Raw genomic sequence first — 12,816 nt, 5'->3', positions numbered from 1 at the left:
TCACTCAGACGTCGGCCCGGCCTCCCCCGTCCGACCCGTCCGATCCCCCAGAAGGACGACCATGACCGGCACGCGCACCCGCGACCTCGACGAGGGCTTCGGCCTCATCGAGGTCGTCGTCGCGATGCTGCTGTTCGCCGTCATCGCGATGGCGATCCTCCCCCTCGCCGTGCAAGCCACGAAGCTCAGCGCCGGCAACCGCGAGGCCGTCTCGGCGAACGCCGCCGCCTCGGCCGAGCTCGCCGCGATCCGCACCGACTTCCCCGACGGCGCCGCCAACTCGTGCGACCTGCTGCACGATGCGGTCGCGAGCGGGACGCTCCCGGCGCCGCTGACGGCGACCATCACGGTCGACCCGTGCCCTGATGACTATCCCGCAGCGCTCACCGTCATCGTCGACGTGCGCGACGCCGCGGCATCCGACCCCACCGCGGTCCTCGTCTCGATGGCCACCAAGATCGTTGTGACCGCGCCATGATCCGCGTCGAAGCTCGCACCGACGACGCCGGCCTCTCGCTCGTCGAGCTGCTCATCGCCGTGTTCGTCGGCGCGATCGTGCTCGGCCTCGTCGCGACCATCCTCACCACGACGCTCACGGCGACCGCCGCGACCCGCGACCGCGACCTCGCTACCGGGCGGGTGCAGGCGGTGAGCACCTCGCTTTCGACCAGCCTGCGCAATGCCACGGATGCCACGGTGCAGACGACCGGCGCCACTGTGCTGCGCGCGCGCATGGTCGACGGCACCTGCCGCGCGTGGGCCGTCGCCGACCTCGACGGCGACGGCCGCACCGAGCTGCGACTGTATTCGTCCGACGCCCTCGAGGCCGGCCACCCCGCCCCGGAGCCGTCGACGTCGTGGGGCGTCCTCGCCGATCGCGTGACTGCCGGGGCCGGTCCGCTGTTCGACATCGAGGCCTCCGTCGACCCAGCGAGTGATCTGCGTCGCGTGACGTGGCACCTCGAGGTGGCGGCATCCGAGCAACCGCACCTGAACGCCCAGAGCACGTCGGGTGTCACCGGTTCGGCCACGGTCGCCGCCGTCAGCCAGGAGGTGTCCGCACGATGCTGGTGAACCGCGTCCGCCCGCGCCTCGCTGACGACGACCGGGGTGCCGCGCTCATCACGGTGATCATCGTCGCGCTCGTGCTGGGGTTGCTCACGGTGACGCTGTCGACCGCGGTCGTCAACACGACCCGCACCGCGGCCGGCGTGCGGGGTAGCCTGCAGGCGCAGTCGGCCGCCGACGCGGGCATTGCGGCAGCGGTCGCCGAACTGAAGTCGGGCGACATCTGCGCGGCCACAGTTGCGGGTGACGACATCCCCGGCAGCGGCGGCGGCGCGAGCTATGCCGTGACCGTCGCGTGCACCGGCGACACCGTCACCGTCACCTCGACGGGCATCGCGAACGGTTCGAGCACGACCGTGCAGGCCGTGTACGGCATCGAGCCCGAGATCATCGAGCAGGTCGACCCGTCGCTCACGCCCGTGGGCCTCGTCATTTACGAGGGATCGTCGATGGGGCAGGTGACCCTGCTCGCGCACGGCGGCAACGAGCCGCAGCTCGTCTCGGTCAAGGGACCGTTCGGATGCCGCCTCGCGGTGCCCGGCAACCTGCTCGTCGGTGGCGATGTGACCTCGAGCGACGGCTGCAACATCACGGGCGATCTGTACGCCGCGGGCAACGTCACGTTCGACGGCGGCGCAACCACCGTCACCGGCGACCTCCTCATCGCCGGCACGGGCACTTCGAAGATCAACAGCGCGATCGGCGTCGCCGGGGCACCGCTGTCCACCGTTGCGACGAACGGCGCGCTCGACCTGCTCTGGAGCGGTGCGGCGTTCCACGCCAACGCGTCCGCGAAGGGCGCGGTCACCGTCAACAATCGGCGCATCGCCGGGTCGGTCACCCTCCCGACGGCGAACACGCCCGCGGTCGGCGATGGCGGTCGCATCGAGGGCGGCGTCATCAAGAGCGACACCATCGCGCCGGTCCCGGCGCCCACCCTGCCCGGCTGGTTCGACTTCCGCTATAAGGCGTCGGATTGGCCCGGTGCCGTCGAGATCGTCCTGAAGGCGTCCGGATCGGGCCCGGGCACGTGCGCGTCCTTCAATTCGTCGCCGAACCAGGGATGGAAGGATCTCGCGAGCTACACCGGCACCGTCGTCATCGACGCGCGCGCCTGCTCAGTGCTCTCCTCGAACGCAGGTGGATACCCGTCCCCCGCGCTCGCTGCGACGAACGTGGTGCTCCTCGCCAAGCAGTTCAACACCACCCACCTGACGATGCGGTCCGCGCCGGGCGCGGCACCCAAAGTGTGGTTCATCACCGAAGACACCACGGCCGACGCGGCGCCGACCTGCCCGCTCGCATCCAAGGGCGGCTCGACGGCGACGAGCTTCGTCATCAACCACTCCGACTTCGAGGGTGTGCGCTCCCTCATCTACACGCCGTGCCGCGTCGACGTGCAAGGCGGCGGCGTGCTGCTCGGCGCGATGTACACGAACGGCTTCGCGTCGGGCGACCAGGTCACGATCAAGGGCGAGATCATGACCCTCCCCGGGCAGACCGCGCCCGACGGCGGCTACGGCGGCACGCCCGTCATCGTCGAGACCGGGGAGTACCGTCTCGGCGACCTCATCTCCCGTCAGGACGTGACGCCATGACCGCACTCCTCGTCGCCTACATCGGCGTCCTCGGCCTGGCGATCGGCTCGTTCCTCAACGTCGTCGCCTACCGCGTGCCCGCCGGCGAGACCCTCCTGCGGGAGAGTCGCTGCCCCGCCTGCGAGGCCCGGATCCGCTGGTGGCAGAACGTCCCGGTGCTGTCGTGGCTCGGGCTGCGCGGCAGGTGCGCATCCTGCGGCACCGGCATCCCGATCCGGTACCCGCTCATCGAACTCGCGACGGGCGTCGCGTTCGCGCTCGTCGCGCTGTGGTGGCTGCACGAACCGGATGCCGCGGTGACGCCCGTCACCGCGCGGCTCGCCGTGCTCGCGGCGTACCTGTGGTTCGCGGCATCCGGCGTCGTCCTCATCGTCATCGACCTCGCGGTCCGCCGACTCCCGCACGCGATCACGGGCACGGCGCTCGCGGCGTGCGGGGCACTGTTGACGCTCGCGTGCGCGCTCGGGGCCGACTGGCAGACGCTCCTGCGAGCCGGGCTCGGCGCCGCGGGGCTCTTCGCCTTCTACTGGATGCTGCGCGCCATCCGGCCAGACGGGATGGGCGGCGGCGACGTCCGGCTCGCGGCCGTGTGCGGGCTCATGCTCGGGTGGATCGGATGGATGCCGCTGCTCGTCGGCGCTTTCGCCGCATTCGTCTTCGGCGGAGTCTTCGGCGTCGCGCTGATGCTGCGGCGCCGAGCAGGCAGGCGAACGGCGATCGCGTTCGGCCCCTGGATCGTCGTCGGCGCGTGGGTCGGCGTCGTCGCGGGCGAGGCGCTCGGTACGGGGTATCTGACGATCGCGGGAGTGAGCTGATGGCGAAGAAGACACGGGTCGCGGTCGAGATCACCGAGACCGGCGTCCGCGCGATCGAGGCGACGATCGGCCGCAACCCGACGATCGTCACGGCCGGTGAAGTGCCGCTGCCCGACGGCGCGGCGAAGGACAGCGAGATCATCGACCGCGCCGCCGTCGCGATGGCGCTGCAGCGCCTGTGGGCCGACGCGCGGATCTCGAGCCGGGATGTCGTGCTCGGCGTCGGCAACCGCCGCATCCTCGTGCGAGAGCACTCGACGCAGCTCACCAACCCCGACCACATCCGCCAGTCATTGCCCTTCGAGGTGCAGGACCGACTGCCGGTGCCCGTCGATCAGGCGGTGCTCGACTTCGTGCCCACCCGGCAGGACCAGCACGGCGTGCACGGCCTGCTCGTCGCTGCGGTGGCCGAGCACATGGAGGAGCTCGTCGGCGCGCTCGGCGCCGCCAAGCTGCGGGTGACCTCGATCGATCTCCTGGCATTCGGGTACGCGCGTGCCCTCGCAGCGCTGACCGCGCCGGGCGAGACCGGGCTCATCCTCGGCATCGGCGCGCACACGACGCACATCGTGATCGCGACCGGCGGCATCCCCCGCTTCGTCCGCGTGGTGCCGATCGACATCGTGCCGCCGCCCGGCGAGCCCGCGGTGACCTGGGACGCCGCACCGACCGAGACGCCCACGCAGCTCGCCCCGCAGTCCCGACGCGAGCTGCGGATCGGGGGAGCGGATGCCACGGTGGCGGTCCTCGACGCGCCGGCCGCGCCCGCTCCGACGGGACGGCTGCACCCTGACGTCCAAGCGGCACTCATCGACCTGGTGGGTCGGCTGCGGGGGACGGTCGGCTTCTATCGCGACCGCGTGGACGCGGTCGGGATCGACCGCGCGTTCCTCACCGGCGTCCATGCCGGGCACGACCGCCTGCGTGACGCCGTCGGTCGCGTGACCGAGACACCCGTGACGGTGGTCGGCGCGACCGACCTCATCGCCGCTCCCCGTGCGTTCACCCTCCCCGCCGAGGTCGACGTCCGCCTCGCGGGCGTGGCGTCGCTGCTGCGCGGCGCGTCCGCGATGCCGCGCGGCCGGGCGGGAGGCGCACGATGAGCCTCTTCGCCGCGAAGGCGCCGACGCTCGGACTCGGTGCCCTCCCCCGCGTTGATCTCCTCCCGCCGTCCGAAGTCCGACGTCGCGAGACGGCGGCGCGGGCTCGGGCATGGGCGATGGCCGCCGTCGGCGCTCTCGTCGTCTCGGCCAGCGCGGTCGCCGGCGCGTTCGCCTTCAACATGTCGGCGGGCGTGCGCCTCGCCGCCGAGCAACAGCGGACGCAGACCCTCCTCGCGAGCGTCGCCGAACTGGCGGACGTCAGCCGGGCGCTGTCGCTCCGGAGCTCGCTGCAGGCCCTGCGTGCGGACGCCATGGCCGGCGACCTACGCTGGATCGCCGCCCTCGACACGATCGCCGAGACCCTCCCCACCGGCATCCGGATCGTCGACTACGCCCTCATCGCGGGCCCGGTGCCCGATGTCGCGCTGCCGGATGCCGCTGGCCTGACGGGCACCGTCACGGTGTCGAGCGCCGCGCCCATCGACCTCTCCTCGCTGACCCGTACGCTCCGAGATGTCGACGCCGTCCAGGTGACCGAGGTCGACGAGCTGACGAGCGAGGCCGACTCCGGGTTCGAATACCGCCTGCGCGTGCAGCTCGACCAGTCCGTCTACAGCGGCGACTTCGTCGCAGACGGGGCGGACTCGTGAGCAAGAGCCTCGTCAACGCGATCGGCGTCGCAGTGACCGCCGGCGTCCTCCTCCTCGGCATCCTCGTCTTCGCACTCCCGCTGTGGTCGACCGCGAACGCCACCGTGCAGGCGGCCGAAGGCGTCGCGGCGCAGAACCGCACGCAGCAGGCGGTCCTCGACGGGCTCACCGCGCAGGCCGCCGAGCTCGACGCTGTCGAACGCGAGGTCGCGGAGCTCCGGCGCGAGATACCGACGACACCGCACGCCGAAGACGTGGTCGAGCTCGCCGCGAACGCGGCCCTCGAGGCCGGAGCGACGCTCGTCGCGGTGCGTCCGGCGGATGCCGCGGCCTTTGCTCCGCGCACGGCCGACGTCGTTGCGGCCGAGACGGGCACCGAGGTCGCGCCCGCGGCATCCGATCCCGCTGTCACCGAAAACGCAGCCACCGGCGACGCACTCACCGAAGACGCGACCGCGGACCCGACGGTGGAGACCGCACCAGCGGCGCCCGTCGTTGCAGCCGCGGACGGTCCGCAGCAGCTCACCGTCACTGTGGAGTTCGACGCCCCGGACCTGGCGACGGCCACCGCCCTGCTCGACGCGCTCCGCGCCGGTCCGCGACTCGTCGCGGTGACGGGCGCCATCGTCCAGACCGACGATGACGCCGTGTCGGTCACGGCGACGATGCAGGTCTTCTTCCGCCCCTGAGCCCCGAACGCCCCCTTCGGTGGCAACCTGCGCCGCCAACCGAGTGCCCGGGTGGCAGGACACGCCGTAACGCCGCCGCTGAAGCGACGAGTGGCGCCACCTGGGCGCGAGACGGGCGCCCGCCTACGCCCCGAGCTGGTCGTACATCGTGAACATCGGCATGTAGAGCGCGACCACCATGCCGCCGATCAGCAGGCCGAGCACCGTCATCATGATGGGCTCGATCATGCTGGTCAATTGCTCGGATGCCGCGTTGACCTCGGTCTCGTAGAAGTCGGCGATGCTCTCGAGCATGTCGGGGAGCGACCCCGACTCCTCGCCGACCGACACCATCTGCGCGACCAGCGGCGGGAAGACGCCGGCCTTCGCCAGCGGCGCGTGGAACGATCGCCCGAGCCGCACCGATTCGCGGACCGAGTGCAGCGCGTCTTCGACCGCCTTGTTGTTCGCCGCCTTGCCCACGAGGTCGAGCGCTTGCATCAGCGGTACGCCCGCTTTGAGCATCATCGAAAGGTTGCGAGCGAACCGCGCGACCGCGATCTTGGTCACGAGCGAGCCGAACACCGGCATCCGCAGCAGGAACGGATCGACCACACCTCGGAACCGGTCGGTGTTCTTCATCCGCTGATACCAGACGGATGCCGCGATCGTCAGCACGACCAGCACCGGGATGATCCACGCCATGTTGCGCGACAGCACGACGAGCACCTGCGTCGGCAGCGGGAGCTCGCCGCCCATGCTCGCGAACATGCTCTCGAACACCGGCACGACGAAGGCGATCATCGCGATGACACCGACGATCGCGATGACGAGCACGATGATCGGGTACGTCATCGCCGACTTGATCTTCTGCTGCAGATCGACGTCCGCACGGTACGAGCGGGCGATCGCGTCGAGCGAGTCGGCGAGGAAGCCGCCGGTCTCGCCGACGCTGACGAGGCTGACCAGCAGCGGCGGGAACACCGTCGGGTGCTCGGCGAGCGCAGCCGAGAACGACCGCCCCGACTCGATGTCGACCTGCACCGCGACGAGGGCCCTCGCGAGCTTCGGGTTCTCGGTCTGATCCGAGATGATCGCGAGAGCGCGCATGAGGGGGAGGCCGGCGTGGATGAGCCCGGCGAACTGCTTCGCGAACACCGCGAGGTCTTTCGTCGCGACCCGCTTCTCGAAGCCGGGGATCGAGATCTCCTGGTTGAGACCCGTCTTCGACACCGGCACGACACGCAGCGGCATGAGCCCCTGCGCGCGGAGCTTCGCGACGACCGCGCCCGAGCTGGCCGCTTCGAGCGTCCCCTTGGTCTCACCGCCGGCCGCGCTCACCGCCCGCCACTGGTACTCCTCGAGCGGCACGTCACACGCCCCAGTCGTCGACCGGTGTCGTTGCGGGCGCTGCACCCGCAGCGAGCCACGCCTCAGCGTCGTAGTCGCGCGGCCGCACCCGCACCTCGTCGAGCGCGTGCTCGTCGGTCAGGTAGTGCCGTGCGACGGATGCCGCGACGTCGCCCTGCTCGACGAGTCGCTTCAGCGACTGGTCGAGGGTGTGCATGCCGTGGCCGTCGCCGGCCTGCATCGCGTTGTAGAGCTGGGAGATCTGGTTCTCGCGGATCAGGTTGGCGACCGCCGGTGTCGAGACGAGCACCTCGGTCGCGATCACTCGTCCGCCGCCCTGCGCCTTGGGGAGGAGCGTCTGGCTGATCACGCCCTGAAGGGTGTCGCCGAGCTGGCTGCGCACCTGGTTCTGCTGGTGTGCGGGGAAGGCGTCGACGATGCGGTTGATGCTCTTCGCGGCGCCCTGCGTGTGCAGCGTCGAGAGGACGAGGTGACCGGTCTCGGCGGCCGTGAGGGCCGTGGAGATCGACTCCGGGTCGCGGAGCTCGCCGATGAGGATCACGTCGGGGTCCTGCCGCAGCACGCGGCGGAGCGCCTCGGCGAACGAGCGGGTGTCCGCCCCGACCTCGCGCTGGTGGACGAGCGACCGCTTGCTGGTGTGCACGAACTCGATCGGGTCCTCGACCGTGACGATGTGGTCGTGCTTCGTCGCGTTGATGATGTCGATCATCGCCGTGAGGGTCGTCGACTTGCCAGACCCGGTGGGGCCGGTGACCAGCACGAGCCCGCGCGGCCGCAGTGCGAGGTCGCCGGCGATCGCCGGTGCGCCGAGCTCGTCGAGCGTGTACGCACGGGACGCGATGAGGCGGAAGGCAGCCGCGACTTGACCGAGCTGTCGGTAGACGTTGACGCGGAACCGTCCGACGCCGGCCACGGTGTACGACAGGTCGACTTCGCCGGTCGATCGGTAGTCCTCACGGTGCGACGGACCCATCATCGCGAGCAGCTCGTCGAGCAGCACCGCACCGGGGATCGGGCCCGGGTATCCGGCGACCGGTGCGAGCGCGCCGTCGAGCCGCTGCAGCGCCGGCCCCTCGGCCGAGAAGTGGGTGTCCGAGGCGCCGGCCGCAGCCGTCGATCGGAGGATGCCGTCGAGCAACCCGCCTCCCGATTCGGGCCGCGCCTCCCACGCGGCATCCGTTGCGCTCGCTGCTTCCGCCGCCAACCGCATCTCAGACCGTGACACGCAGCACCTCCTCGATCGTGGTGAGCCCTTCCAGCACCTTCGCCCAGCCGTCGTCGCGCAGCGACGTCATACCCTGCGCGAGCGCGAGCTCCCGCATCTGCGTCCCCGACGCCTGCGCGACGATGAGCGCTTCGAGCTCGTCGGTGACGGCCATCACCTCGTGCAGGCCGACGCGACCGCGGTACCCGGTGCCCGAGCACGCGGGGCATCCGGCGGCGCGATAGAACAGCGGGGGGTCCGAGGGGTCGTGCGGCAGACCGAGGCGCGCCAGCACCGCGGCATCCTCCCGATACGGATGCCGACATGAGGCGCACAGCCGACGCGCGAGGCGCTGCGCCACGACCGCCGACAGCGCGGTCGCGACGAGGTACGGCTCCGCGCCGATCTCGGTCAACCGGGCGACCGCGCCGGGTGCGTCGTTCGTGTGCAGCGTCGAGAGGACGAGGTGTCCGGTGAGCGCGGCTTCGATCGAGATGATCGCGGTCTCACTGTCGCGGATCTCGCCGACGAGGACGATGTCGGGATCCGAGCGCAGGATGCTGCGGAGCGCGGACTGGAAGGTGAGGCCGGCCTTCGCGTTGACCTGCACCTGGTTGATGCCGGGGATGCGGTACTCGACCGGGTCTTCGACCGTGATGACGTTCACAGCCGGGTTCGAGACCTCGCGCAGCGCCGTGTACAGGGTCGTCGACTTGCCCGAGCCGGTGGGGCCGGTCACAAGGACCATGCCGTGCGGTCGGGTGATCGCGCTGCGGAACCGGGTGAGGTTCCCGCGGCCCATGCGCAGGTCCGACAGCGACAGGCTCACGCCGGTGTTGTCGAGGATGCGCATGACGATCTTCTCGCCCCACACGGTCGGCAGCGTCGCCACGCGGAGGTCGATCTTGCGCCCGCCGTGCGACACCGAAAGGCGGCCGTCCTGAGGGCGGCGGCGCTCGGCGATGTCGATGGACGCCATGATCTTCAGCCGAGAGATGACGCCGTCCTGGATGTTGCGGTCGGCCCGCTGCATCTCGTGGAGCACGCCGTCGATCCGGTACCGGACCGTGAGGTGGGCCTCGCCGGGTTCGACGTGGATGTCGCTGGCCCGGTCATCGATGGCCTGGGTGATCAGCAGGTTCACGAACCGGACGATCGGGGCGTCGCTGTCCTGATCCTCGATGTCCTCGGTGTGAGCGACCTCGGTCGCAGCGCTCTCCTCGAGCGTCGCGGAGAGGTCGGAGAGTTCCTCGTCGGAGCGGACGTAGCGCTGGAAGGCGGAGTGGAGCGCGTCCTCTGCGACCACGACCGGGTCGACCTGCAGGTCGGTGATGGTCGCGACGTCGTCGAGGGCGATGATGTCGGTCGGGTTCACCATCGCGAGCACGATGCGGTCGCCGCGCCGTTCGATGGGCAGAACCCGGTACTTGCGGCTGAGACCACCCGGCACGAGCGCGACCACCGCGGGGTCGAGCTGCGCGGTGCCGATGTCGACGAATCGGTGGCCCGTGTGCCGCGCCACAGCTTCGCCCAGCTGCCCCGGCGTGACCAGTCCGCGATCGACGAGCAGCCGCAGGAACTCCTCGGTCTCGCCGTGCTCGCCGAGCAGCTCCGAGAGCTCCGACGCGCGGACGGTGCCGGTGAGCACGAGTGTCTGCGCGATGCCTCTCATGTCGATCCACGGTAGACACGCGCGTCGCGCGCGAGCCTCCTCGGACGCGGATGCTGAGTCGAACCTGCGCGTCCTGAGCAAATCCTGAGGCATCCGTCATCGCTGTGACACGTGTGAGTTATGTGAGCGCTGAGAAAAATGAGAATCTACTCATAATCGATTCGAGTGCATCGTCCAGAAGATCGGACGATCGACGTCCGGACCCCCGCCGGACGCCCGCCCCCCAGCGACGAAAGACACTCCCCCGCCATGCGCCCCATCGCCGCTCACCCGTTGTCCGACCCCCACGCACGATCCGCGGTCGTCATCGACCACGATCCCGCACACACCCTGTCGCTCGTGACCTCGCTGCGCCAGCAGGGGTTCACCGTGCACGACGCGCAGGACGGCTTCCTCGGCGTCGCGCTCGTCGAGCGCCGCCACCCTGACCTCGTCATCCTCGATCGCGACCTCCCCGGCATCGACGGGTTCGAGGCATTGCGGCGCCTGCGCGGCTTCTCCGACGCCTTCGTCATCATGCTGACCGACGACGACTCCGAGTCGGCGGCGGTCGAGGCGTTCCGGTCGGGGGCCGACGACTACATCGTGAAGCCCTATGGACCGTACGCGATGCGGGCGCGGATCGACGCCATCATGCGGCGCTCGCGAGCGCTGCAGGCCGCCGCAGTGGCCGCCATCGCCGTCGACCCGGAGGTGCTCTCGCATGGCTCGGTGCGGCTGTGGCCGTCGTCGCGGCGCGTCGACATCGACGGCACCGACGTCGAGCTCACCCGATCAGAGTTCGACCTCCTCCACACCTTCATGCGTGCGCGCGACCAGGTCTTCAGCAAGTCCTCGCTCGCGCTCATGCTGCGCGAGGCGAACGGGCTGAGCGGCGCGCACATCACCGCGCACGACCGGCACGCCGTCGAGGTGCACATCATGAACCTGCGCCGCAAGCTCGCCGACGACCCGCGCGCACCGCAGTGCGTCGAGACCGTGCGCGGCTTCGGTTACCGGCTCGCGCCGATCGCCGCGGCATCCCTGCTGTTGCAGGCCGCCGCGGGCTGAGCGCGCTTCACCGGCGCGACCGCATGGCGCGCTAAAGTGCGGCTCATGACGAACACCACCGGCGGTACGCCCGAGGTTCCCGCGACCGCCGACAGTGGAGCACTGCCCGTCATCTTCCAGGATCTCCCCGAGCGTGATATCCCGCGGAAGCGCGTGTCCTCGTGGGCGATGTGGGACTGGGCGATGCAACCGTTCAACACCGTGATCCTCACCTTCGTGTGGATCGCGCTCTACCTGACGTCGCGCCAGTTCCTCGAGCCCGCGGTCCGCGAATCCGGACTGCTCGCCGATGGCTCGTACCTGAACTGCAACGAGTCGGGCAACCTCGGGAGCGACTACTGTCAGGGGCTCACCGACCTGTCGGAGTGGTGGGGGTGGGCGAACTTCGCCGCCGGCATCCTGATCCTGCTCGTCGCCCCGGTGCTCGGCCAGCAGGCCGACGCCCGTGGCAGCAAGAAGAAGTGGATCATCGGCGCGACGCTCGCCGTCGCACTCGCGCAGTTCTCGCTGTTCTTCGTCGAGGCCGATCCGCGGTCTTCTGGTTCGGCGCGCTCGCGGTGGCGATCGGCGCCGTCATCTCCGAGATCGGCAATGTCAGCTACTACGCGATGCTCTCCGAGGTCTCGACCCCGAAGACCGTCGGCCGCGTCTCGGGGCTCGGCTGGGGCCTCGGCTACATCGGCGGCGTCGTCGCGCTGATCGCCTGCATCCCCGTCCTGTTCGGCCTCGGCCAGGACAACCCGCTCACCTACAAGATCGTCGCCGTCGTGTGCGCGGTGTGGACCCTCGTCTTCTCGATCCCGCTGTTCCGGAACGTGCCCGAGTCCCCGGCGTACGGCGGCCCGGTGCCGGTCGGCTTCTTCCGGTCGTACGTCGTCCTCGCGAAGCACCTGAAGCGGCTCTTCCAGACCAACCGCCCCACGTTCTGGTTCCTGCTCTCGGCGGCGGTCTACCGTGACGGCCTCGCCGGCGTGTTCGCCTTCGGTGCGGTGCTCGCCGCGCAGGGCTTCGGGTTCTCGTTCCTCGAGGTGATCGCCTTCGGCCTCATCCTGCTGATCGGCCTCATCATGCTGCTGTTCGTCAAGCTCCCGGCGCCGAGTCGCACCTGACGGGTGGATGCCGCGCCCGCGGCATCCACTCATCGGCGAGCGCTGCCGCAGCAACCACTCACCGGCGAGCGCCGCCGCGGCAACCACTCACCGACGAGAGAACACGTCGCGGACGAGAGAACGGCTGCACCCCGTTCCCTCGGCGCAGAGATGTTCTCTCGCCGGTGGATGCCGGGATCCCGGCGCCGAGTCGCGCCTGACGGGTGGATGCCGCGCCCGCGGCATCCACCCGCGTCCTCAGCGGACGGCGCGGGCGAGGTTGGCGCGGAGCTCGTCGGCGTCCTGCGCGACGACGTACGCCGGCTGGTCTCGTTCGACACGCCAGCTGTCCTGCAACGGACCGATGTTCACGGTGTCGTAACCGAACTCGTCGTAAAGCGCCGTGATGAACGCGACGGCCTCGTCGGAGTCACTCGCGGTCGCGAGCGCGCGGCGCCCGTCAGTGCCGGCGGGCCGTCCGTCGGTGAGGATCTGCGACGCCATGATGTGATTGAAGCCCTTCACCACG

The 12,816-nt window shown here is 70.4% G+C and carries 13 protein-coding genes and 1 pseudogene; 10 read left to right on the top strand and 4 right to left on the bottom strand.

Annotated features, from left to right (window positions below; all coding sequences use genetic code 11):
• Positions 1-61 precede the first annotated feature (61 nt).
• Genes ACHFGS_RS02870 through ACHFGS_RS02840 form a run of 7 tightly spaced genes read left to right on the top strand, consistent with a single transcriptional unit; the run spans position 62 to position 5,923 of the window.
• Entirely contained in the window at positions 62-478 is a 417-nt protein-coding gene (locus ACHFGS_RS02870; protein WP_394278428.1) for a prepilin-type N-terminal cleavage/methylation domain-containing protein, read from the top strand.
• Entirely contained in the window at positions 475-1,074 is a 600-nt protein-coding gene (locus ACHFGS_RS02865; RefSeq protein WP_394278429.1) for a prepilin-type N-terminal cleavage/methylation domain-containing protein, read from the top strand. Before ACHFGS_RS02870 ends, ACHFGS_RS02865 begins: the two co-directional genes overlap by 4 nt.
• Positions 1,071-2,666, top strand: a complete 1,596-nt coding sequence (locus ACHFGS_RS02860; RefSeq protein WP_394289116.1) for a hypothetical protein — start codon at positions 1,071-1,073, stop codon at positions 2,664-2,666. Before ACHFGS_RS02865 ends, ACHFGS_RS02860 begins: the two co-directional genes overlap by 4 nt.
• Positions 2,663-3,481: a prepilin peptidase gene (locus tag ACHFGS_RS02855; protein ID WP_394278431.1), complete on the top strand. Its 819-nt coding sequence runs from the start codon at positions 2,663-2,665 to the stop codon at positions 3,479-3,481. Before ACHFGS_RS02860 ends, ACHFGS_RS02855 begins: the two co-directional genes overlap by 4 nt.
• Complete coding sequence (pilM, locus tag ACHFGS_RS02850; protein WP_394278432.1) at positions 3,481-4,584, top strand: pilus assembly protein PilM; 1,104 nt, start codon at positions 3,481-3,483, stop codon at positions 4,582-4,584. The genes ACHFGS_RS02855 and pilM overlap by 1 nt, the downstream gene beginning before the upstream one ends.
• Positions 4,581-5,234, top strand: coding sequence for a hypothetical protein (locus tag ACHFGS_RS02845; protein ID WP_394278433.1), 654 nt, complete (start codon positions 4,581-4,583; stop codon positions 5,232-5,234). The genes pilM and ACHFGS_RS02845 overlap by 4 nt, the downstream gene beginning before the upstream one ends.
• Positions 5,231-5,923, top strand: coding sequence for a hypothetical protein (locus ACHFGS_RS02840; RefSeq protein ID WP_394278434.1), 693 nt, complete (start codon positions 5,231-5,233; stop codon positions 5,921-5,923). The genes ACHFGS_RS02845 and ACHFGS_RS02840 overlap by 4 nt, the downstream gene beginning before the upstream one ends.
• 123 nt (positions 5,924-6,046) lie before the next feature.
• Here the strand turns inward: ACHFGS_RS02840 and ACHFGS_RS02835 are convergent, their stop codons facing one another.
• Genes ACHFGS_RS02835 through ACHFGS_RS02825 form a run of 3 tightly spaced genes read right to left on the bottom strand, consistent with a single transcriptional unit; the run spans position 6,047 to position 10,149 of the window.
• Positions 6,047-7,273, bottom strand: a complete 1,227-nt coding sequence (locus tag ACHFGS_RS02835; protein ID WP_394278435.1) for a type II secretion system F family protein — start codon at positions 7,271-7,273, stop codon at positions 6,047-6,049.
• A gap of 1 nt (position 7,274) precedes the next feature.
• Entirely contained in the window at positions 7,275-8,498 is a 1,224-nt protein-coding gene (locus ACHFGS_RS02830) for a type IV pilus twitching motility protein PilT (protein WP_394278436.1), read from the bottom strand.
• The gene (locus ACHFGS_RS02825; RefSeq protein WP_394278437.1) at positions 8,485-10,149 is read right to left on the bottom strand and encodes a GspE/PulE family protein; all 1,665 of its coding nucleotides are present in this window, start codon (positions 10,147-10,149) and stop codon (positions 8,485-8,487) included. The genes ACHFGS_RS02830 and ACHFGS_RS02825 overlap by 14 nt, the downstream gene beginning before the upstream one ends.
• A gap of 249 nt (positions 10,150-10,398) precedes the next feature.
• Here ACHFGS_RS02825 and ACHFGS_RS02820 point away from each other — a divergent pair, with 249 nt between their 5' ends.
• From ACHFGS_RS02820 to ACHFGS_RS02810, 3 genes are read left to right on the top strand one after another with little or no spacing between them, the layout of a single operon-like run.
• Positions 10,399-11,199 carry a response regulator transcription factor gene (locus ACHFGS_RS02820; RefSeq protein ID WP_394278438.1) on the top strand — a complete coding sequence of 267 codons (801 nt, stop codon included), beginning with the start codon at positions 10,399-10,401 and terminating at the stop codon, positions 11,197-11,199.
• 45 nt (positions 11,200-11,244) lie between these two features.
• Positions 11,245-11,898 (top strand): hypothetical protein, encoded by a 654-nt coding sequence (locus ACHFGS_RS02815; protein WP_394278439.1) that lies wholly within the window; start codon positions 11,245-11,247, stop codon positions 11,896-11,898.
• Positions 11,808-12,308: an MFS transporter gene (locus ACHFGS_RS02810; RefSeq protein WP_394278440.1), complete on the top strand. Its 501-nt coding sequence runs from the start codon at positions 11,808-11,810 to the stop codon at positions 12,306-12,308. The genes ACHFGS_RS02815 and ACHFGS_RS02810 overlap by 91 nt, the downstream gene beginning before the upstream one ends.
• Positions 12,309-12,545: 237 nt before the next feature.
• Here ACHFGS_RS02810 and ACHFGS_RS02805 read toward each other — a convergent pair.
• Positions 12,546-12,816, bottom strand: a pseudogene (locus tag ACHFGS_RS02805) (NADP oxidoreductase); the annotation flags it as partial.

This window comes from Microbacterium sp. (assembly GCF_043427715.1).
Lineage (GTDB): Bacteria > Actinomycetota > Actinomycetes > Actinomycetales > Microbacteriaceae > Microbacterium.
Note: the sequence above shows the minus strand (reverse complement) of the source record. Positions and strands in the feature narration are given on the sequence as shown.